This window comes from Candidatus Anaeroferrophillus wilburensis (genome assembly GCA_016934315.1).
GTDB classification, from domain to species: domain Bacteria; phylum Desulfobacterota; class Anaeroferrophillalia; order Anaeroferrophillales; family Anaeroferrophillaceae; genus Anaeroferrophillus; species Anaeroferrophillus wilburensis.
Genome location: JAFGSY010000010.1, coordinates 54730 through 75203 on the forward strand (window position 1 = coordinate 54730; position 20474 = coordinate 75203).

General features: G+C 52.7%; 18 protein-coding genes and 1 tRNA gene. 8 read left to right on the forward strand and 11 right to left on the reverse strand.

Features of this window, described 5'->3' with window-relative positions; all coding sequences use genetic code 11:
* The first annotated feature begins 88 nt into the window (after positions 1-88).
* Positions 89-1543, forward strand: coding sequence for a leucyl aminopeptidase (locus JXO50_01955; protein ID MBN2331848.1), 1455 nt, complete (start codon positions 89-91; stop codon positions 1541-1543).
* A gap of 120 nt (positions 1544-1663) precedes the next feature.
* Here the strand turns inward: JXO50_01955 and JXO50_01960 are convergent, their stop codons facing one another.
* Positions 1664-2305 (reverse strand): sulfurtransferase, encoded by a 642-nt coding sequence (locus tag JXO50_01960; GenBank protein ID MBN2331849.1) that lies wholly within the window; start codon positions 2303-2305, stop codon positions 1664-1666.
* Positions 2306-2330: 25 nt separating this feature from the next.
* Here JXO50_01960 and JXO50_01965 point away from each other — a divergent pair, with 25 nt between their 5' ends.
* Together JXO50_01965 and JXO50_01970 are read left to right on the forward strand one after the other, a co-directional pair.
* Entirely contained in the window at positions 2331-2498 is a 168-nt protein-coding gene (locus JXO50_01965; protein MBN2331850.1) for a hypothetical protein, read from the forward strand.
* Positions 2499-2526: 28 nt separating this feature from the next.
* A complete protein-coding gene (locus JXO50_01970) occupies positions 2527-3396 on the forward strand; it encodes a glycosyltransferase (protein ID MBN2331851.1) in 870 nt (289 codons plus the stop codon).
* Positions 3397-3402: 6 nt separating this feature from the next.
* Here JXO50_01970 and sfsA read toward each other — a convergent pair whose 3' ends face one another.
* Both sfsA and JXO50_01980 read right to left on the reverse strand, forming a co-directional pair.
* Positions 3403-4125: a DNA/RNA nuclease SfsA gene (gene sfsA / locus JXO50_01975; GenBank protein ID MBN2331852.1), complete on the reverse strand. Its 723-nt coding sequence runs from the start codon at positions 4123-4125 to the stop codon at positions 3403-3405.
* The gene (locus tag JXO50_01980) at positions 4115-5434 is read right to left on the reverse strand and encodes an NCS2 family permease (GenBank protein ID MBN2331853.1); all 1320 of its coding nucleotides are present in this window, start codon (positions 5432-5434) and stop codon (positions 4115-4117) included. Before JXO50_01980 ends, sfsA begins: the two co-directional genes overlap by 11 nt.
* Positions 5435-5713: 279 nt before the next feature.
* Here JXO50_01980 and JXO50_01985 point away from each other — a divergent pair, with 279 nt between their 5' ends.
* The gene (locus JXO50_01985) at positions 5714-6994 is read left to right on the forward strand and encodes a penicillin-binding protein activator (GenBank protein ID MBN2331854.1); all 1281 of its coding nucleotides are present in this window, start codon (positions 5714-5716) and stop codon (positions 6992-6994) included.
* Here JXO50_01985 and JXO50_01990 read toward each other — a convergent pair.
* From JXO50_01990 to JXO50_02025, 8 genes are all read right to left on the reverse strand, one after another.
* Positions 6980-7558: a hypothetical protein gene (locus tag JXO50_01990; GenBank protein MBN2331855.1), complete on the reverse strand. Its 579-nt coding sequence runs from the start codon at positions 7556-7558 to the stop codon at positions 6980-6982. The genes JXO50_01985 and JXO50_01990 overlap by 15 nt on opposite strands.
* A gap of 1 nt (position 7559) precedes the next feature.
* Complete coding sequence (locus tag JXO50_01995; protein MBN2331856.1) at positions 7560-8306, reverse strand: hypothetical protein; 747 nt, start codon at positions 8304-8306, stop codon at positions 7560-7562.
* 500 nt (positions 8307-8806) lie between these two features.
* Positions 8807-8882: transfer RNA gene (locus JXO50_02000), tRNA-Ala, on the reverse strand.
* Between the two features lie 97 nt (positions 8883-8979).
* Positions 8980-9354, reverse strand: coding sequence for a response regulator (locus JXO50_02005; GenBank protein MBN2331857.1), 375 nt, complete (start codon positions 9352-9354; stop codon positions 8980-8982).
* 206 nt (positions 9355-9560) lie between these two features.
* Positions 9561-10574, reverse strand: coding sequence for a galactose-1-phosphate uridylyltransferase (galT, locus tag JXO50_02010; GenBank protein ID MBN2331858.1), 1014 nt, complete (start codon positions 10572-10574; stop codon positions 9561-9563).
* A gap of 22 nt (positions 10575-10596) precedes the next feature.
* Positions 10597-11424, reverse strand: coding sequence for an AAA family ATPase (locus tag JXO50_02015; GenBank protein ID MBN2331859.1), 828 nt, complete (start codon positions 11422-11424; stop codon positions 10597-10599).
* Complete coding sequence (locus JXO50_02020) at positions 11384-12487, reverse strand: AAA family ATPase (GenBank protein ID MBN2331860.1); 1104 nt, start codon at positions 12485-12487, stop codon at positions 11384-11386. The genes JXO50_02015 and JXO50_02020 overlap by 41 nt, the downstream gene beginning before the upstream one ends.
* A gap of 18 nt (positions 12488-12505) precedes the next feature.
* Positions 12506-15229 carry an HDOD domain-containing protein gene (locus JXO50_02025; protein MBN2331861.1) on the reverse strand — a complete coding sequence of 908 codons (2724 nt, stop codon included), beginning with the start codon at positions 15227-15229 and terminating at the stop codon, positions 12506-12508.
* A gap of 307 nt (positions 15230-15536) precedes the next feature.
* Here JXO50_02025 and JXO50_02030 point away from each other — a divergent pair, with 307 nt between their 5' ends.
* The 4 genes from JXO50_02030 (at position 15537) to JXO50_02045 (ending at position 20454) form a co-directional block, all read left to right on the forward strand.
* Entirely contained in the window at positions 15537-16598 is a 1062-nt protein-coding gene (locus JXO50_02030) for a DHH family phosphoesterase (GenBank protein ID MBN2331862.1), read from the forward strand.
* 145 nt (positions 16599-16743) lie between these two features.
* Positions 16744-18483 carry an ABC transporter ATP-binding protein gene (locus JXO50_02035; protein MBN2331863.1) on the forward strand — a complete coding sequence of 580 codons (1740 nt, stop codon included), beginning with the start codon at positions 16744-16746 and terminating at the stop codon, positions 18481-18483.
* Positions 18480-19151, forward strand: a complete 672-nt coding sequence (locus tag JXO50_02040) for a lysophospholipid acyltransferase family protein (protein MBN2331864.1) — start codon at positions 18480-18482, stop codon at positions 19149-19151. Before JXO50_02035 ends, JXO50_02040 begins: the two co-directional genes overlap by 4 nt.
* Complete coding sequence (locus JXO50_02045; GenBank protein ID MBN2331865.1) at positions 19132-20454, forward strand: 3-deoxy-D-manno-octulosonic acid transferase; 1323 nt, start codon at positions 19132-19134, stop codon at positions 20452-20454. Before JXO50_02040 ends, JXO50_02045 begins: the two co-directional genes overlap by 20 nt.
* The last annotated feature ends 20 nt before the right edge of the window (positions 20455-20474 follow it).

Below are 20474 nucleotides of genomic sequence, written 5' to 3' on the forward strand. Positions count from 1 at the left end.
CAAACCACTGCTCCCGGCATAATGTTCCAGAGGGAGTTTGGCCGTGTACCGGGCGCCGGGATTCCTGGTGGCGGGAAGGAACTGAGGTATGGATAGTACTATGCAATGGCAGGTTAGGTCAGCGGTGCCGCTTGACCGGCAGGAATTACGGGTTTATCTGTTGGCTGATGACCGGCAGTTTTTTGCTGCCGATGACCGGCTTTTGAAGCTGCGTGACGTGCTGGCTCGTAAGGAGATCAAAAAGGCGGTTTTTGTTGCGGGTGAGGACCTTTCCTCTGGTGACTACCTGATCCCCCTGCAGTCGTTTTCCCCCCTGAATATCTGGGAGTCGGTGAAGGCTGCCGCTGCCCAGGCCCTCGGCGTTGCCCGGGAGATGAAGCTGTCAGGGGTTACCTTGGTCCTTGATGCCCCGGATGCCCTGGGGTTTCATAAAAAAGCCCTGGAGGGGATCATGCTGGGCGGCTACCGTTTTGCCACCTTTAAAAAAGAGGCCAGAGAGGAAAGCCTGCTGCCGGAGATCACCTTTGTTGTCGGCGCCCTTGATGCCGTTGCCATCAATGCTGATCTGCAGCGGACGGAGAAGGTATGTGCGACCGTCAATCGGGTGCGCCATCTGGTTGATCAGCCGGCCGCCAATCTTGGGCCGGAGGAATTGACTGCTGCCTGTCTGGACATAGCCAAACGATCAGATTTGTTAGTGGAGGTCTGGGATGAAAGCCGTCTCCGGCGTGAGGGGTATGCCGGTTTGCTGGCGGTGGGCAGAGGGAGCGAACGGCCGCCCCGGATGGTCCAGTTGCAGTATCACCCGGCAGGAGAAAGTCGTTTCCATGTCGCTCTGGTGGGTAAAGGGATAACCTTTGATTCCGGCGGGATATCGCTAAAGCCTTCGGCGTCCATGGAAGAGATGAAACGGGATATGGCTGGTGCTGCCGCGGTTATCGGGGCGATGGAGATTATTGCGGCGCTGAAACCGTCGGTGTCGGTTACCGGCATTGTGGTGCTGGCAGAAAATATGCCGGATGCCAGGGCCCAGCGGCCGGGCGATGTTCTGGTGATGAAAAACGGCACTTCGGTGGAGGTGAAAAATACCGATGCCGAAGGGCGTCTGGTGCTGGTCGATGGCATCTTGCGGGCGGTTGAATTGAACCCTGACTATCTGCTTGATATCGCCACGCTGACCGGTGCCTGCCTGGTGGCTCTGGGAACCCGCATTGCCGGGGTCCTAGGTGAACAGAAGGTTGTCGACCGTCTGTGTAAAGCCGGTGAGAACTGTGGTGAGATGCTCTGGCAACTGCCGCTGGAGCAAGGCTATAAGGAAGACTTGAAATCGGATATTGCTGATTTGGCCAATGTGGGCAGTGACCGTTATGCCGGCACCATCCGCGGTGCCCTTTTTCTGCAGGAATTTGTGCCGCCGGAGCTTCCCTGGGCGCATCTGGACATTGCCGGCCCCTCCTTTGTGAATAAGAAATGGAAGTATTTTGCTCCCGGAGCAACCGGCTTCGGTGCCCGGGTACTGGCCGGATTTGTCAAAAACCTGTAGCTTTGGCTGTGCTGTTATGTGGATATAAAGGGGGTATGGCTTAGCCATACCCCCTTGTTGTTTTTGCCAGGATAGTACTGTCTTTTCAGAGGTAAGCGATGAGCGGCCAACAAGGTCACGTTAGGGCGTATCTTTGATGTGAGGTCCGTAGATATATTTTGGTTCCAGGTGATAGGTATATGGAAGTCCGTAGAATTTCCAGCCATTGACCACATTGCGGTGGCCATAAAAGCTGCTGTACTGAGGCAGCAGATCTTTTTCGGTTTCCGTCCGACCGGTAAACTTATCCCCTTCAAAACCGTCGCTGATATTATAGACCTTGGTAAAACCACTTTTTACCAGCAGATCGACTGCCGGGACGCTGCGGTTGCCGCTGCGACAGGTGACCAGCAGTGTGTCGGTTTTCTTGAATTTTTTGCCCACTTCGCGTATAAAATCGGGGTTGAGATAATACTGATAGCGGGTTTTGCCGGCCGTCTGACCACGGAACTTATCTCCCTTGACAACGAATTCATCGCTGAGAAACATGAAGGGAATATTGTAAGCCATGGGGGCATGGCCGATAAGCTGATATTCTTCCGGGGTTCTGACATCTACCAGATAGGTATCTGCCGTTTTCATTAAGATATTATAGGCCTCCAAAGAGGTGATGTTGGCCGTCAGGGTGGAATCCTGTGCTGCCCAGGCTGGTGCTGCCAGGCAGAATATCATGGCAAGGAATAGTGCGGCTGTTTTAGGCGGGGAACTGCAGGTATGCTTCATGGTAATCCTCCCTTTCAAGATATGGATGAATAGTATAGAAATTACTATATTCAGCGGTAGTTCATTTGTCAATAGATTAGCTTTTCTTGCCACCGTGACAATTCTTGCACAAAATTTTCCTGAACGGGTTGGTTTTGATGCAGCTGTCGTCGGCCTCTTACAGACGCTTCTCCCGGTTGCCGCCGGCGTTTAGGTAAACAGCATGGGCTATGTGGGGTGTGATGAGGTCGTCAGCAGCTGAAGAAAATCCTCTGGTCAGTGTCATTATTCCGACTTTTAACCGTTCCTCACAGGTTGTTGAAGCGGTGCAGTCGGTACTTGAGCAGACCTACCGGCCGCTGGAGATCATTGTTGTTGATGATGGTTCCACCGACGGGACCAGAGAGCATGTAGCGGCCTACAGTGATCGTTGTACCCTGCTCTCTTCCAAGGAAAATCGAGGAGTCAGTGCGGCCCGCAACCGTGGGATCCGTAAAAGCTGCGGTCAGTTTGTCGCTTTGCTGGATTCGGATGATCTCTGGCTGCCTGACAAGCTTGCCCACCAGATAGCTTTTTTCCGTCGCCATCCCCAGGCACTGATCTGCCAGACGGAAGAGATCTGGATGCGCCGGGGTGTGCGGGTCAATCCGCGTAAGATACACCGGAAGTACTCCGGTCATATTTTTTCCCGGTGTCTGCCGCTCTGTATTGTCAGTCCCTCGGCGGTGATGATCAAACGGGAGCTTTTCGATCTGGTTGGCCTGTTTGACGAGCAGCTGCCAGCTTGCGAAGATTATGATCTGTGGCTCAGAATTGCGGCACAGCACCCTATTTTTCTTGTTCGGCAGCCGTTGATTGTCAAGCGCGGCGGACATGAGGATCAACTCTCCCGTACGGTTTTGTTCCTTGATCGTTACCGGATTCAGTCCCTCTGCAAACTCTTGCAGGGCGCCAGGTTGACACCGGAACAGTGGTGGCAGGCAGCCGGCGAACTGCAAAAAAAAGCTGCAGTGTATTGCGGCGGGTGCCGGAAGCGGGGGAAAACTGACGAAGCTGATAGGGTGGATATGCTGGTAAACGCTGCTCTTAAGATGCCTGACTCTACTAGGTGACTTCAGTTAGAAACTGGCCGGCAGCGGATGGCCGATGCTTATCCGTTTAGTATCTATGAAGACGTCGTAGATGACTAGTTCAACTCCGTGGTCACGGGCATGGCGCAGTTGCCGGCCATAGGCTGGATCGATATGGTCTGCCGGTCGGAAACGTTGGGCATCCATTCTCTGGATGAGGAAGAAGATGATTCCCCGCTGCTCTTCTGCCACCTGTTTTTCCAGTTCCACCAGATGTTTTAGGCCGCGGCTGGTGACGGCATCGGGAAACATGGCCAGACCATCTTCCACTAAAGTGCAATTTTTTATCTCAACGTAGCAGCGTTTTTCCTGTTCCGGATTGCTGAGCAGGAGATCAATACGGGAATTCTGGCCGTAGGGTACTTCGCTATTGATTATCAGATAGCCGTCCAATTCGGGGATCTGGTGCTCGATAATTGCTTTTTTTACCAGTCGGTTGGGAACGATGGTGTTAACACCGACCAGTGATGACGGCATATCGATCAACTCCCAGGTGTAGGGCAGGCGGCGCTTGGGATTGTTGGCCCGGGAGAGATAAACCGGGCGCCCTGGTTCACTGCAACTGATCATACGGCCGGAATTGGGGCAGTGGGCGGTAACCAGTTGACCGTTTTCCAGCTGAACATCGGCCAGGAAACGTTTATAGCGTCTTACCAGCCTGCCTTTTATCAAGGGCGGCCATAACAGGCCGTTTTTTTCCTCAGCTGCCATGGAAAGGAAAAAAGCAATAAAACAATGAAGCAAGGGCAAAGAGGCCCCACATGCCCGGGTGTACCTCCCGGACCCTGCCGGTCAGCAGCTTCAATAGTGGATAGACCATAAATCCGGCGGTGATGCCGATGCCGAGATTGTAGGTAAAGCACATCAGGACGATGGTGATGAAACTGGGCAGCCATTCGGTATAATCATGGAAGTCTATATGCTCTATGGCGCTGATCATCAATGAGCCGACCACTATCAGGGTTGGTCCGTAGGCATAGGCAGGGATGGAGGTGATGAAGGGGGCGCAGAACAGCCCGGTGAGGAAAAGCAGGGCAGCAGTTACCGCTGTCAGTCCGGTGCGTCCTCCCGCTTCAATGCCGGCAGCGGATTCGATGAAGGTGCCGGTAGTGGTGGTGCCCAACAGGGCGGCGGCAACCGTTGCCAGGGCGTCAGCCAGCATGGGTTTCTCGATTTCCGGCAGGTTGCCATGCTCGTCCAGCATGCCGGCCCGGGCCGAGAGACCAATAAGAGTCCCCATGGTATCAACAAAATCCATGATGAAGACGGTCAAAATGACCGAAAAAAACCCCCAGGTACATGCCCCGGCAATATCGAGGTGGAGAAAAATCGGCCCGAGTGACGGTGGCGGGCTGAAAAAAGTTTTCGGCAGCGGCGTAATCCCGGTCAAGTAGCCAAGGAAAGTGATGACCGTCATGCCGAGCAGAATGCCACCGGGAACTTTACGGATTGTCAGGGTGCTGATCAGCAGAAAGCCGCCGATTGCCAGCAGCGAGGTGGATGAGGTGAACGTTCCTGCGGTCAACGGGGCACCGGGAACACCGACTGTTACCAGGCCGGTGGTGACCAGGCCGATCAGGGTGAGAAAGAAGCCGATGCCGACGGCAAAGGCATATTTCAGCGAGGCGGGGATCGCCTGAACAAACCAGGAGCGGATTTTCAACAGGGTCAGCAGGACAAATAATACCCCGCCGATGAAAATGGCTCCCAGGGCGGTTTGCCACGAATAACCAAGCACCTTGACGACGGTGTAGGCGATGAAAGCGTTTTCTCCCATGTATGGGGCGATGACAAACGGACGCTTGGCATAAAGTCCCATGAGCAGGGTGCCAACCGCGGCGCTGAGAATGGTGGCCACCATCGATGGTCCACGGGGAATGCCGGCGACTTCAAGGATGGCTGGATTGACAACGATAATATAGGCAACCGTGATAAAGGTTGTCAGGCCGGAATATAGCTCCCGCTTGATGGTGGAATGGTTGCCGGTGATGATAAAATAGTTGTCGAGCCATTTTTTCATGGTCTTGGTGTACTAGAAATGATCTTTTCTGTCAAACAGTGTTGCTGGCTTCGTCAAAAGATCATCATGACAAGCAGGTGCCAACATGGCTTGCTGTGTCAAGCTATTATACCCGCCCTTGTTGTGCCCGATGTTCAGCCTGTGGCGGCGATCTAATGTCAAGCTCATAATAAGGGTTTTTCGAAAATTTCAGAGGTGATTTTTTATCCTATGCGTTGCCGACGCTTTCTTTTACTTCTTGCAGTTATGGTTGTTTGTCTGGAGGGAATTTCCCTCTGTATGCCCCCGCCGGCATCGGCAATTTCCGCTGTTCGGGAGAGAGTCAGGGTTGTTGCGCCGCCGATGGTTGGTGATCGTGATGGTCAATCGGCAGCGAAGAGGAGTTTTTTGACGGGGAAAGAGGGGGGCTTGCCAACAGGAAAGCTGTCGCTGCTGCGGGTTGGCTGCCTGCTGCCGTTGTCAGGAGATTTTTCATCCTATGGCCGCCGGTTCCTGAAAGGGATGGAACTGGCTTTGAGTGTCTATGGACAGGCGACTGGTGGCGCATTGGTCCGGGAGATTGTTTTGCTGGTTCGGGATACCGGTGGCCTGGCTGATGCAGCCATTCCCCTGGTACATGAGCTGGCTGTCAAGGAACACGTTTCCCTGCTTGTCGGTCCGGTAGTTGGTTCGGTTGCCAGTGCCGTGGCCCGTGAAACACTGGACCTGGGGATTCCCCTTATTCTCCTCAGTTCTCAGCCTGGCCTGGTGAATGGGGAGCATGGTGTCTTTCAGCATTTTCTGACATCCCGCAATCAGGCCGAACAGCTGGCCCGGCTGATGAGTTCCCGGGCGGCGGTTACGGTGCCGTCGGTTTTCTATCCGGATACGGTTTTTGGCCGCACCTTCAGCCAGTTTTTTGCTGCCGCTGCCGGTCGGGCTGGATTTGCCCCTTCTCGCCTGGTTTCTTATCAGGCCTCGGCAACCGATTTTGGTATACCCATCCGTCGTCTGCTTGTCGACTGCTTACCGGTACCAGTCGAGGAGGGGGAAAAACCGGCAACTGAATGTCAATTGCCGGAGCAGTTCCTGGTGATTCCCGACAATGCCCGCCGCCTGCGGCTGCTGGCGCCGCAACTGGCCCACTATGGTATGACCCGAGTGCATATCTTTGGCAGCCGTGGCTGGCATGAACTCCATGATGAACTCAAAAAAGAGTCGGGTGTGGCAGGGGTGCAGTTTGTTGATGCCTTTTATGCCGGCAGCGATGCTCCCGAGCGGTTGGTATGCTATCGGAATCGCTATCAGGCCATGTTTGCTCAACCAGCCTCTCTTTACGATGCCTACGGTTTTGACACCGTTTGCCTGCTCAAGGAGATCGGTGAAGCAATCACCGGCGATACCAGTGACCCACAGCAGGTGATCAGTGCCGTTCGCAGCCTGCCGCCATTGGAGATGGTGACCGGCTGCACGTCACTGACTGCCGATGGTGAATTTGAAAAGCAGCTCTACTGGTTGTCGATAAGCGATGATGGTACGATACAAGGGGTCGCTGGAGAGCAGGCGTTAATGAACCAGTAACTCAATAATATCTTCGTTTTTGGCCAGTTGACAATCAAAGGAGCTGACCACCTCGTTGCTTTTAAAATCCACCAGTCTGGTATTTATCAAGACGTTGTTCCGGGTTTCCATATACGTTCCCACCAGCACCAGATCTGCCTTCATTTCATGGGCCAAGCTGGTAAACTCACGGGTCAGAACAAACTCGCCGTTCTTGCCCTGATAAAAAATGTCCTTCAATCTGGTTTCCCGGACACGAAAGCCGAGGGCAGCCAGCCGACTCAACATCTGTTCCCCCATCACCATGCCAAAATGGCTGGTTTGGGAAAAGTCAGCCAAAGTGACAAACGAGGTCACCACGATAACCGTATCATGACTGTTATGTGGCGGTGACAGGGAGGTGATCAGATGTTCGGCAATGACCCCGGTTTTATAGGTTCGTTCATACAGGTAATCGCTATAGCTCAGTTCCCCGGAGGTGAGGCAGCCACTGAGGGTAGCTGTGAGCAACAGCGAGAGCAGTATGGCACCTAATAACATGGTTCGCTGGCCACGAGCTGCCTTGATCTCTTTGTTCGCCGGCATGTCAGTTCATCTCTTCTATTTTGATAACGGGCTCCTGGTAATTGAGCAGATAATCGATCAGCGTTGTTCGGGGCAGCCAGCGGCCGGCGGAGGAATAGATAATCTGCGAGGTCTTGCCAATGATTTTAGCAGAGACATAGACTCCCACCGGAGTCAAGGTGTATGATCCGGTGATGATGAAACTGGCTTGATGTTCATCCATAAGTTTCTGCAGGTCCTGGGAAAGGGCCACAATGCCATACTCCTTATGTATCCTCATGGCTTTGCTGAGTCGGATTTCTATGACTTGGAACCCTTCATTCTGGATGTTGGTTGCCAGGGCATCTCCCAGCAGCCTGCCCAGTGGTGTAGTTTCATCATAGTTGCTTTGATCGACAAACGATGAGTAAAGAAAGCGGTAATCCTGCTTTAGGGCGGCATTCTTGATCAGTTCCTGATCAAGAAAGTATTGCAGCAGATCAGCGGTGATGTCCTCCATGAATTGGGTCATATCTGCCGCCTGGTCCATGGGAGAAGGTGGTGCAGTAGATTCCATCCCCACAGCAGCCACTATTTCATTCGGGGCGTCGGCGCTTGCGATGTCTTGTTCTGGTTCAACGGGCTGGTCGGCGGCAGCCGCTGGCTGGGTCACCGATGCCGGTTGGTGGCTGGAGCTGCCGAGATGCCAGGGAAGCCAGCTGCGACAGCCGGTCAATAAGACCAGCAGTAAAAACAGTGAACAGATACCCAGGTGATGGATTTTATTCATGGTGCAGCCTCCTTGCCAGGGCCATGACGTTGCAGGTAGGGGTCCCCTGTAGTGTGTTGTATAGCATGGATAGCAAAGAGTTGCAAAAAACACACCATAGAAGGATGAATAAAAAGGAAATGTTGCTGGCTGAAAAATAGTCTGCCGTTTTTCTGGGCGTTTTCTGTAAAAAGCACGTAATCTGAGTCTCCCAAGGTAAAAAACCGCAGCCAATGAGCATCTGCTCAACTGTGAGCCGGGGAATTGACTGTTTTTTTATATGCAAGAGACGGGATGCCATGGCGATTTTTTGCCGGAAAATGTCATGAAAATCAGCAATGTTTGTCGTTTTTTTGACAGTGAAGGCATGTGGTGTCGGATGAGTTTGGCAGTGAAGAGGGAACTATGCCGCACCTTGCTGCTGCTGCCAGTCAGGCTGTGGGTGTGGTGAAATGGGTCCGGCCGGCAGTCGCCCAGAAAAAAGACCCGCCCGGAAACGGGGCGGGTCTTTTGAAAAATTCTGGTGGAGGATAAGGGACTCGAACCCTCGACTTCCACGTTGCGAACGTGGCGCTCTCCCAGCTGAGCTAATCCCCCTCATCTCTGCACTATGGTCTCGTCGCCAATCAAGGCGAGCAGACATCCTTCGTACAAGAAAATCTGCTCCTTGTCAACGCCTTTGCCGGTGTGTTGCTCAGCTCTTTTCCCGGGGCAGGCCGGTCAACAAATGTTTGATATGCTCCTTGAGCTCGCCGAGATTGGCAGACTTTACCACATAGGCATCCGAAGCCCACGTGGAGAAATCCTGTTTATACTCGCCATAAGCAGAACAGAGAATAACCGGCAGCTCCCGGTTCTGTTCCTTGATTTTGATTAAGGCCTCCACCCCCGACATGCCAGGCATCTTAATATCCATAATGACTAAATCCGGCTGAAAGGCCGGGATGATTTCCAGTGCTTCTTCAGCAGTGGCGGCAGTGCTTATCTGGTAGCCTTCCTCTTCCAGTTCTTCCTGGTACAGCAGGCGGATATTATCTTCATCATCGACCACAAGAATTTTTTTACCCATTGGCATGCTCCCCTCGCTGGCTGGTTGCAACACGGTATTATTCTCAATGGCTTCCTAACAACGCCACCTTCTTCGTTAAGCGGCAACCTTCGTCACTGCGGCGAACTTTTATGGTTGCCTCATTCCTCAGGTTTTGCCTGCCTCGAACCTGGAGCCGTTACTGTGCCATCCGGTTTTTGAAGCTTTTTACCGTTGTTACACGTTTGTCATTCTTTATTTGTGATGATTGCATCCCGGAGAAATTTAGCTGATTCTTCGGGTGGGGTCGGGTTGATGTAGAATCCGGACCCCCATTCAAAACCGGCAATTCTGGTTAATTTGGGTATTATTTCAAGGTGCCAGTGATAATACGCTGAATCATCCTGCCTGAACGGTGCTGAATGGAGAAAAAAATTATACGGCGGTGTATCGAGAACCTGATCCAGCCGCTTGAGCGTTTCAGAGAGCATCATGGAAAATGATTCGATATCATGTTTGCTGGTTTCCTGGTAGTGGGCGCTGTGGGTTTTGGGAATAATCCAGACTTCAAAAGGAAACCGGGGGGCGTAGGGGCAGACGGCGATAAATTCGTCATTTTCGCTGATTACCCGCTTTTCCTGCTGATGTTCCTGATCGACAATGTCGCAGAAGATGCAACGTTCCTTGTAGGTATAATAGTTTTTTGCTCCCTCAAGCTCTTCTTTAATCTGCCGGGGAATAATGGGCAGGGCAATGAGTTGTGAGTGAGAGTGCTGGACGGTGGCACCGGCGGCCATTCCCTGGTTTTTAAAAATGATCACCGAACTGAAACGGCTGTCTGCCGCCAGTGTTGCCAGCCGATCCCGGTAGGCCCAGAGGACATCCTCAACTTCATGGACAGCCATGGTGCTGAGGGTTGCCTCATGGGCTGGATTTTCTATAATGACTTCGTGCATGCCCACGCCGCTCATGACATCATACATGCCGTTGCCATGTTTTTCCAGCGCCTCCTTGTCCGTAAGGGCCGGGAATTTGTTGGGAACCACCCGCAGGCGCCAGCCGGGTCCGTTGGGGGGACTTCCTGGTTTGCGATAGGCGAGAACTTCAGGAGGAACGACATCTTCATTGCCGGGGCAGAAGGGACAGAAGCCTTTACCTGCTTCTTCTCTGACGATGTCAGTGAAATCGGAAGGGCGTTTCCCCCGTTCTTTGGCAATGATCACCCAGCGATCAGTAACGGGATCTTTGCGGAGCTCTGACATGGACGATATCCTTTCTTCTCTTCTAGCAGCTTTCAGCAATTGCGGTGCTGATCATCTCCGGGGTTACCTGAAGGGTTTTTCGACAAAAACTTTCGAGCAGGGCATTGCCGGCAATTTTACTGATCAACCGTGGAATGCCGCCACTGGCTTCATGAATGAGACTGAAACAGGATGGCTCAAAAAGCTGTGGATTGCCGCCGGAAACCAACAGGCGGAATTTTATCAGCTGCTCCGTTTCACCGGCGTTCAGGGGGGGGAGCTCCAGTGACAAGGATATCCTGCTTCTGATCGAGGCATGGGTTGGATGGTGGAGTCGTTTGAGAAATGGCGGTTCACCGACAAAAATGATTGACAGCAATTTCCCCCAGGATGATTCCCAGTTGCTCATCGACCTGATCAGATGGAGACATTCCGATTTCAGGAAATGGGCTTCATCAACCAGTAGAACTAACTGACGACCTGCTTCTCCCTCTCGGGTTACGGTTTCCTGCAGCCAGAGCAGTTTTTCCTGTTTAGGTATCTGACGTCCGGTCGGGCCGTGCAGGTGATGACAGAAAAGGTCCAGCAGGGCTGCCTGGCTGATCTGGGGGGGTGGTAGAATCAGCAGGGTCAGAAACTTTTCCGGTTTTAGCTGTTGCAACAGCAGCCGGGAAAGTGTTGTCTTGCCGGTGCCGCTTTGTCCCCAGAGCATCATGATCGGTCGCCGTTGCTGCAGTCCGGTGTTTAGCTTCAGCATGGTTTGTTCATGGATTTCCGTCGGATAAAAGATATCCGGGTCAATGGTATCCTGGAAAGGATCTCGGTGCAGACTAAAAAATCTGAGAAAATCTTCCATCTTCTTCCGTTTCATGAATAAGGTTTTGCAGGCGTCGGAAGGCCGGGGTATTTCGGGTGGCAACATCAAACTCCGGGCTGTCCAGAAGCTCCGCCAGCTGGCGAATGCAAAAAGACGCCCGGCTTTTTACTGGTTCCATGATAAACGGCTGCCGATTTCTGACTGCCCGTTCCACACTGCGGTCGCGGTACAAATAACCAAGATTCGCCAGTGTGCGGTTCAGGAACTGCCGGCAACAGCTGTTTAATCGTTGATATACTTCGGCTGCCTGGCTTAAGTTGCTTACTTGGTTGGTAAAGATACCTATCCTGGTATCAATGTGTTGGTGGCTGCAGGTTTTAATGACGCCGTAAGCATCGGCCAGGGAGGTGATATCAGGGGTGACAACAAGCAGGAGATCATCAGCAACGCGGATGAAGTCCAGTACCGAAGGCGTGATGCCGCTGCTGGTGTCAATAATAATATAGTCGGCTACCTGCTCGAGCTTTTCCAGTTGTTCAAGAAGGTGGTTTCTCTTATAGGTGGGCAGATTGGCCATCTCAGCAATGCCGCTGGCACCGGCAATCATCGCTACCCCGGCAGGGCCGGTAGTGATGATGTCAACCAGCGGAAGGTCCATTTTGATCAGTGTTTCCAAGGTGTGTTTCACCGGTATCCGCGCAAGTAGATGGAGGTTGGCAAGGCCAAGATCGCCATCGACCAGCATAACTTTTTTCCCCCGCAGGCGCAGGGCGATTGCCAGGTTAAGCGATATGCTGCTTTTCCCCACCCCGCCTTTGCCGCTGGTGACCGTAATGATTCGGGCCAATGACCGGGAGGACTGTTGTTTGCCGACCGGGAGATAAGGACCGAGCTGGATGTTGATCTTTTCATCGGAAAGCTGTTGGGATTTCAACTGGTGGATTTTACTGAAAAGCTCTATGACTGCATATGGGTAGACAAGCCGGCCGCCATCGGTAATCTTGGCCGGCAGGCAGGAGGAGAAGATCTTTTCATAAAAACGCAGCAGGCTTTCTTCCAGGCCGAGCTTTTCTGAAACGGTTTTGAGAGGAATAAGCCCCTTGTCAGCTGTTTTCATGAAGGTTCAGAATAGAGGTTATCCTGCGGTTGGTTGTGTGAGCAGCATGGTGGCTGTGGCCACCAGCTCGTCTGTTTTGAACGGTTTTTGGTGCCAGACAGTTATGCCAAGGTTTTTGAGCTTTTCCTGTTGTGCTGCTGCATCCGGGCCGGTAAGGGCGATAATCGGCAGGTCATTGAAGAATTTAGCGGTCCACCGCAAAATATTTTTTGCCGGGTTGCCCCCCACGTCCAGATCAATAATCAGCAGATTGAAGAGTTTCTGTCGTACAATGTCAACAGCCTCCTTGTCGCTGGTGACCACTTCAACCTCAAAGCCGGCTGAGAGGTTTTCAGCTAAAATATTGCCCAGTTCTGGATCGTTTTCCACCAGGAGAATGCGGGCACGGTCTGGCTTCCAGTTGACAGCCCGGTTGTTTTCGGTGTCATGGTGCAGGGCTTCACTGATGGGGTTGCTGGTGGTTTGCCGGGCGATGGGCAGCAAAAGGGTGAACGTGGTTCCTGTTCCTACTTTGCTTCTGACGGTAATCTTGCCATTATTCTGTTCCATCAGGGAATGGCAGATGGCCAAGCCCAACCCGGTTCCCTCACCGGCCTCACGGGTGGTGAAAAAAGGGTCAAAAATGATGCTCTGTTGCTCCGGTGGGATGCCGGTGCCGGTATCGGAGCATTCAACGACCACATGGTCTTCCTGTTGCTGACCTTTGAGTGTGATGGTGCCGCCATCAGGGATTGCCTGCTGCGCATTGATCAGCAGGTTGATCAGTACCTGGCCAATCTGCATGGCATCGACGTTCACCAATGGCAGATCATCGGGCACCAGGTTGTTGATGGTTATTTTTTCATAGGAAGTTCGGTGTTCCACGGCGCTGATGGCCTGGGCAATAATCTCCTGCAGGTTTGCCGTCAGCCGTTGTGGTTTGGCCGGATAGGCGTAGGTCATCATGTCTGAGATGATCTTGGAAATTTTTTCGGTTTGCTGCAGCACCGTCTGGTAATGAGACAGCTCTTTTTTCCGGTCTCTGCTCTTGGGATCCTGCTTCTGCATTACCTGGATATTGGCAGAAATAACCGCCAGGGGATTGTTGATCTCATGGGCGGCACCGGCAGCCAGTCGTCCAACAGTGGCCAACCGCTGAGTATGGTAGAGCTGTTCCTGGATCTGTTCAGTGTGGCGATGTAATTCGGCAAGTTCTTCTGATTGCTGGTTCAGGTTGTCAAACAGCATAACCTTGTGAACGTTATTGGCAACGGCGGACGCAAAGATGTGCAGGATCTGCAGCAGCGATTCTTTTTCTCCCCCGTAATGGATGATTTTGCGGCAATCGATGATCAACTGGCCGATAGTACCCTTGCTGTTACCGCTTCGATAGGAGAGGGGGATGGCCAGCAGGGTCGAGTGGGGCAGCAGAGGAATGATCTTTTCCGAAGCCAGAAAGAGATCGGGGGCCAGCAGCAGTTTTTCAATGGAATCAAGTGACTTTTTCTGATTTTTTGGGAGGTGATTCTTGCTGTTGTGGCTGTTGTCTTGAGCCAGCCAATCCTGGGGGTTGAAAAATTTTTTATTGGCATATCCCAGTCCGGCCGGTTGGCTGTCCTCTGCTTTCAAGAAGCAGAGTGCCAGATCACTTTTGAAGGTCTCAATGGTTTCCTGGAGAATAATGCGGGTCAGTTCAGCGGGTGTATGAAACTGGCTGATTTCCTGCTCGAGACGATAGATGCCTTTGAGGATGCGGTTTTTAAGCCGCAGTTCATGCGCTAGCTGCTCCCGTGCCAGGTTCATTCTTCCCAACTCGCGGTTAGCCTTTTTGATTGCTTCAAAATAGCTCTGGTTGTCAGCCAAGCCCAGGGTGTCACTGAATTCACCCATGCGATCCATGGTCTCAGACAAAAGATCAGCAATCTCCTCATCCTTCCATTTGAAGAACTTTTGCAGGACAGTGAAACTTTGTATATGGTGAGGATGGCAGGGGAGGTCAACGTCCTGGTTGATAAAGTAGTTTGACCCCAGATGGTGGATATTGCAGAATGCATCGGCAAACCGGATCATGACCGGCAGCTGATCCTCCTTTTTGGCAAAAGAGGTGATGGGCTGGTGGTGAAGCCAGATGCTGTTAACGATTGTTTCGGGGAATTGCCAGCGTTCTGCAGCCCACTTTCCCAGTTGGTGATGGCCGAGACCGAAGATTTTATCCTCCAGCATCAGAGGTTGCATATCAGGACTGGTGGATTGGTGTTGCTGCTGCAGATGATCGAGAAAGATTTCCAGTTCATCAGGAAACCTGATAAAGATAATAAGTTTGCCGATATCATGGAGCAGGCCACCAAGAAATGCTTCTTCAGGATAGGGATAGCCGATCTTGCGGGCAATGGCCTCGGCAGCGACAGCACAGGCAAGGCTGTGCTGCCAGAAGCCGACCATCCGTGCTTCACCCTTTTTTCCCTCGGGAGTAAACGAATTATAGATGCTGATACTCAGGACCAGGTTACGAATGGTTTTTTTCCCTAACAGGGAGATGGCGTGTCCCAGGTCGTCAATTCTTTCCACGGGGGAGTAGGCACTGGCATTGATCAGGGAGAGAACCTTGCCGGAAAGTGCCAGATCCTGGCGGACGAGAGCCGCCAGGCTTTTGTAATCAGTCCGGTCATCAAAACAGCCATTAATGATTTTTGTCGCCAGGGCTGGCAGCGGGGGGATATCGTCAACAGTACCTATTTTTTCCCTGAGGAGGTGTCGATACATATAAAATCCTGCCTTGGAATGGAAAAGAATACCATGTTTGACTGCTGCTAGCCGGTGAAGGCGGGGACTGTGCCAACCTCAACTCTTAACAGATTGCCGACGGCTTGACAACTGGTAAATAATGGTTCTTCTTTTCTTGAAACTTTTGTATATACGGCAGAACCTGTGAAAAACTTTAGCTTTTTTCGCAATCCGGAAAACGGTTTCAGGCAAATGTCGAAGGTTGTCCGGGAGAAGTGCTTTTGGTTGATGTCCACCTCGCTCTTATGATATAGAGGGGACTTGCAAAAAAGAGGAGGCCCAGAGAGTGCCTATAGATCGTGATATGCTTATGACGGCCATCGGGGAACGGAAACGGGTACTGGTTCTTACCCATAATAATCCGGATCCTGATGCGCTGGCTTCTGCCTGTGGGCTGGCGACCATTTTTCAGCATTTGACGCCCTGCCGGGTCCAGGTGGCTTACGGCGGGATAGTCGGCCGCTCTGAAAACCGGACCCTGTTTCGTTACCTGCCCATCGACCCAACGCCTTTCGGCCGTATCCGGGGGAGAAAACAGCTTGCCTATGCCCTGGTGGATACCCAGCCGGGGGCTGGCAACAATGCCTTGCCCCTGGGGATGGTGCCAGCCATGGTTGTCGATCATCACCCCCGGAAAGCATCAACCCGTCCCCTGCTGAAAGAGACCCCCATCGTTGACATCCGGACTGACTATGGTGCCTGCTCAACGATTATTGCAGAATATCTCCAGGAGCTGGAGATCCCCATTTCTGCCAGTTTGGCTACGGCGCTGGTTTACGGGATTACCTCTGAAACCCAGAGCCTTGGACGGGAGGCCACCAAGCAGGATCTGAAAATATTTAATGACCTCATTCCCCTGGCAAACCTGAAAAACCTATCAATGATCGAGTTCAGCCGCCAGCCGCGGGAATATTTCCGTTATGTCAGGAAGGCAGTGGACAATGCTTTTTTCTATAAAAATGTCATTGGTACCCGGCTGGGTGAGATCGGCAATCCTGATATGGTGGCTGAAATGGCGGATTTCCTCTTGCGGCATGAGCGCATGAGCTGGTCGATTGTTACCGGGTTACATCAGGAAAAACTGCTGGTTTCTATCCGGGCGATGAACCAGAAGGCCCGAGCCGGCAGAACCATACGCCGTTTGGTGGAAGTGCTGGGCGGAACTGCAGGAGGACATAATCTGGTGGCTGGCGGCCAGCTTGACTGCAAAGGCAAAACAGCCAAAGAAATTACCCACCTTGACTGGGAATTGATTGTTGGCTTCATTAAAAAGGTAACCAATATTGAAAATATCAAGGTGATTAATCCCCTGGTTGCATTGGCAATCAAAGATCCGTGGGAGAAATAGCAACCTTGTTTACCCCGGCTGATCGGTTTGCTGCCCATCTTCACAAGGTGCTGACGATCATGTTGCTATTGTTGTTTTTCCCCCTTCTGTCTCGTGTCTGTTTCCGGCAACAGAACCCTTCCCTTTGTCCATAGGACCACATGGTTTGAAAAAAGACAGCTGGACTATATACCGACGCCTTTTGGGGTATTCCCGTCCCTATGCTGCCCGGGTGGCCATTGCCGTGGTTGCTTCCGTGGTGGTGGCTGGCGCCGATGTTTCCGTTGCTAAGTTGATCCAGCCGCTGGTGGATAAGATCCTTGCTGCCGGTGAGAGTTCGGTGATCATCTATGTACCGATTGTTATTGTTTCGCTGGCCGTGATTAAAAGTACGGCCCGTTATCTGCAGGAATACTTTATCAAGACCGCCGGCCAACTGGTTGTCCAGGATATCCGCAATGATATCTACTCCCATTCCCTGGCGTTATCGATGGGATATTTTTTCCGTCATGCTTCCGGCAACCTTATGTCGCGGATTCTCAATGATGTTGGGGTCATGCAACGTTCTGCAGCGGATGTGCTGGTGGACGGCATCCGAGAAAGTTTTACCCTGGTGGGACTCATTGGCCTGGCATTCTATACCGACTGGAAATTGGCTCTGCTGGCTTTCCTGGTGTTGCCGGTAGCGGTGGTCCCGGCAGCAGCCATAGGGCGCAAGATTAAAAGTAACACCCGCCGCGGGCAGCAGACGATGGGGTTTTTGACCACCATCCTGCAGGAGACCTTTGCCGGCATTAAGATTGTTAAATCGTTTGGCCGGGAGGACGATGAGCGGGCGCGCTTCCGGGATGAAAATCTCAACTACTATCGCTTTATGAGAAAGGTGATCAAATATGATTCAGTGGCTCGTCCCATGGTTGAGCTGCTGGGCTCCTTCGGCATCGCCGGCGTTGCCTGGTATGGCATGCGGCGGGTGTATTCCGGGTCCATAACCCAGGGTGAACTTTTTTCCTTCATCGCTGCCATCGGTATGATGTACAGTCCGTTTAAACGGTTGACAAGGGTCAATAACCAGGTGCAGAAATCGGTAGCGGCAGCTGAGCGGGTCTTCGAAGTGACAGATGAAAAACCTGATATTGTCGATGCTGCCGATGCTCTTGCGGTTGACCAGGTGGCAGGTTCAGTGGTTTTTGATCGGGTTACGTTTGCCTATGAGGTCCAACCGGTTTTGCAGGAGTTTTCCCTTGCCGTGTCTCCGGGAGAGGTGGTTGCTCTGGTGGGTCCCAGCGGGGCGGGAAAATCCACCATTGTCGGTTTATTGAACAGGTTTTATGATCCCCAGCAGGGCTCGATTACCGTAGATGGCATCGATATCCGCCAGTTTACCATGGCCAGCCTAACCGCCAGTATTGCCCTGGTGGATCAGGAAACATTTCTTTTCCATGACTCGATAAAAAATAATATCAGATACGGGCGTCCGGAAGCCAGTGATGAGGACGTCAGGCTGGCGGCGCTGCAGGCTTACGCGGATGAGTTTATCAGCCAGTTGCCCGAAGGGTATGAGACCAGCATCGGTGACCGGGGCGTCCGTCTTTCCGGTGGTCAGCGGCAGCGGCTCTGTATTGCCCGGGCGATTCTCCACGACGCCCCGATTCTGATTCTTGATGAGGCGACCAGCGCTCTGGATACCGAAAGTGAAGCGATGGTTCAGAAAGCCCTGGCCAATCTGATGAAGAACCGAACAACCTTTGTTATTGCCCACCGGCTGTCAACTGTGCGCAATGCGGATATGATCGTTGTGCTGGAAGCGGGCAGACTGATCGACAAGGGAACTCACGAAGAGCTGCTGGCCAAGGGTGGACTGTACAAAAATCTTTATGATCTGCAGTTTGACGATAAACCATGAAAAAGCTTGGTGACTGGCTTCTTCTGCGGGTGGTTCCCTTGCTGGCCTCATTAGTCATCCGTGGGCTTTCACTGCTGATTCGGATTGATTATCTGGGGATGGAATACTGGCGTCAGTGCCGGCAGGATAAGCGCGGCGTCATTATCTCTTTCTGGCATGACCAGTTGTTGCTGATGGTCAAAGGTAACCCTAGTAAGGCGGGGGCCAGGATTCTTATCAGTGCTTCGAAGGATGGTGAGCTGATTGCCAGGACCATGCGCTATTTTGGCCATGATGCTGTGCGTGGTTCATCTTCACGAGGAGGAAAAGAGGCGTTGAAAGAGATGGTCCTGCTGGCGCAGGAACCCGGCGATCTGGCCATAACGCCTGATGGCCCTCGTGGTCCGCGGCATCGATTGAAGCCGGGGGTTGCTCAGTTGGCCAGATTAACCGGCCGACCGGTGCTGCCGCTCGCTTTTGCCTGCAGCCGGGGGCGGCGTTTTCAATCCTGGGATCGTTTTCTGCTGCCCTATCCCTTTAGCCGCGGCGTTTTTGTTCTTGGAGAACCGGTAGTCTGTCAACCGGGCGAGGAACTTGCCCTGCTTCAGGAACGTCTATCTCAAGCCATGGAACATGTGAACGAGAAGGCTCGGGCTCATTTGAGGTGCTATGGTTTATCTGCTGTATGACCTCATTCTTCTGCTGGCTTCTCTGATCCTGGTACCCTACTACGCCTTCAGAGGGGTGCGCTCCGGGACGTTGCGGCAGGGGATCGGCGAGAGATTAGGACGTATCCCGCCGGCAAAGCTCAGTCTTTTGGTGCGGCGACAGGTGTTCTGGATTCATGCCGTTTCGGTGGGCGAGACCCGGGCGGCCGTGCCCCTGGTTAAAGGGCTGAAAAAGGCCTATCCGGATGTTGCCCTGGTGCTTTCCAGTGTAACAGAGACCGGTCATGAAATTGCTAGCAACCTTTCTCAGGTAGACTGCTGCCTTTTCTTTCCGTTTGATTTTTCCTGGGTTGTCCGTCGGGTTCTGGCGGCTATCAGGCCGGAGTTGATTATTATTGTTGAGACGGAGATCTGGCCGAATTTTGTCCGCCTGGCCGATGAACAAAACATTCCTGTGGTGCTGGTCAATGGCCGGATATCGGACCGTTCTTTTCCCCGTTACCGTCGGTTCCGGTGGTTCCTGAGGCGGATACTGGAGCGTTTTTCCCTGCTCTGCATGCAGACTGACCAGGATGCCAAACGGATTCAGTTAATGGGGGCGCCAAAAGAATTAGTGCATGTTTCCGGGAACATGAAGTTTGATCTTGGTGACATTCTTCCTGGGGCGAACATTCAAGCTGTCAAGGAACGCTACCAGCTTCCTGACGACGCACTTATCTGGATTGCCGGCAGCACCCACGCTGGTGAAGAGGAGGAGGTCGTTGCAGCCTATCAGCAGCTTTTGGCCGAGGGGAAAAAGCTGTTTCTGGTTCTGGTGCCCCGACATCCAAATCGATGCAAAGGGGTGGGGGAGATGCTGCGGCAGCGGGGAATCTCTTTTGCCCGCCGGAGTGAACTGCCTGTGACGGCATCCTTTCTTGCCGCTGGAACCGTGCTGTTGATGGACACCGTTGGTGAGTTGCAGAAGCTCTATGGGGTGGCTGATGTGGTGTTTGTTGGTGGCAGCCTGGTGCCGGTTGGCGGCCATAACCTGCTGGAAGCCTCAGCGGTGAAAAAACCGGTCCTCTTCGGTCCCCAGATGCACAATTTCAAAGAGATTTCGCGGCTGTTGCTGGAGGCTGGGGGTGGGCTTATGGTCGCTGACGGAAACGAATTGTTTACGGTCATGGGCCGCTTACTGGACAGTCCTGCGGAGCGGTATGAGCTTGGTGAGCGAGGCTATCAGGTGGTAGCCAGGCACGCTGGCGCCACCGCCTTGACGATAGATTTGATACGGTCCGTGCTGACACAAGATGCAGCTGACCATAACGCCGCAATCGATTAAATGTTGGCCAGTGTTTTGAT

What these genes read in the sequence shown, in the direction of transcription:
- JXO50_01955 (MBN2331848.1), top strand. Translation starts at nt 89, where the DNA reads ATGGATAGTACTATGCAATGGCAGGTTAGGTCAGCGGTGCCGCTTGAC.
- JXO50_01960 (MBN2331849.1), bottom strand. Translation starts at nt 2,305, where the DNA reads ATGAAGCATACCTGCAGTTCCCCGCCTAAAACAGCCGCACTATTCCTT.
- JXO50_01965 (MBN2331850.1), top strand. Translation starts at nt 2,331, where the DNA reads ATGAATAGTATAGAAATTACTATATTCAGCGGTAGTTCATTTGTCAAT.
- JXO50_01970 (MBN2331851.1), top strand. Translation starts at nt 2,527, where the DNA reads ATGAGGTCGTCAGCAGCTGAAGAAAATCCTCTGGTCAGTGTCATTATT.
- sfsA (MBN2331852.1), bottom strand. Translation starts at nt 4,125, where the DNA reads ATGGCAGCTGAGGAAAAAAACGGCCTGTTATGGCCGCCCTTGATAAAA.
- JXO50_01980 (MBN2331853.1), bottom strand. Translation starts at nt 5,434, where the DNA reads ATGAAAAAATGGCTCGACAACTATTTTATCATCACCGGCAACCATTCC.
- JXO50_01985 (MBN2331854.1), top strand. Translation starts at nt 5,714, where the DNA reads ATGCCCCCGCCGGCATCGGCAATTTCCGCTGTTCGGGAGAGAGTCAGG.
- JXO50_01990 (MBN2331855.1), bottom strand. Translation starts at nt 7,558, where the DNA reads ATGCCGGCGAACAAAGAGATCAAGGCAGCTCGTGGCCAGCGAACCATG.
- JXO50_01995 (MBN2331856.1), bottom strand. Translation starts at nt 8,306, where the DNA reads ATGAATAAAATCCATCACCTGGGTATCTGTTCACTGTTTTTACTGCTG.
- JXO50_02005 (MBN2331857.1), bottom strand. Translation starts at nt 9,354, where the DNA reads ATGGGTAAAAAAATTCTTGTGGTCGATGATGAAGATAATATCCGCCTG.
- galT (MBN2331858.1), bottom strand. Translation starts at nt 10,574, where the DNA reads ATGTCAGAGCTCCGCAAAGATCCCGTTACTGATCGCTGGGTGATCATT.
- JXO50_02015 (MBN2331859.1), bottom strand. Translation starts at nt 11,424, where the DNA reads ATGAAACGGAAGAAGATGGAAGATTTTCTCAGATTTTTTAGTCTGCAC.
- JXO50_02020 (MBN2331860.1), bottom strand. Translation starts at nt 12,487, where the DNA reads ATGAAAACAGCTGACAAGGGGCTTATTCCTCTCAAAACCGTTTCAGAA.
- JXO50_02025 (MBN2331861.1), bottom strand. Translation starts at nt 15,229, where the DNA reads ATGTATCGACACCTCCTCAGGGAAAAAATAGGTACTGTTGACGATATC.
- JXO50_02040 (MBN2331864.1), top strand. Translation starts at nt 18,480, where the DNA reads ATGAAAAAGCTTGGTGACTGGCTTCTTCTGCGGGTGGTTCCCTTGCTG.
- JXO50_02045 (MBN2331865.1), top strand. Translation starts at nt 19,132, where the DNA reads ATGGTTTATCTGCTGTATGACCTCATTCTTCTGCTGGCTTCTCTGATC.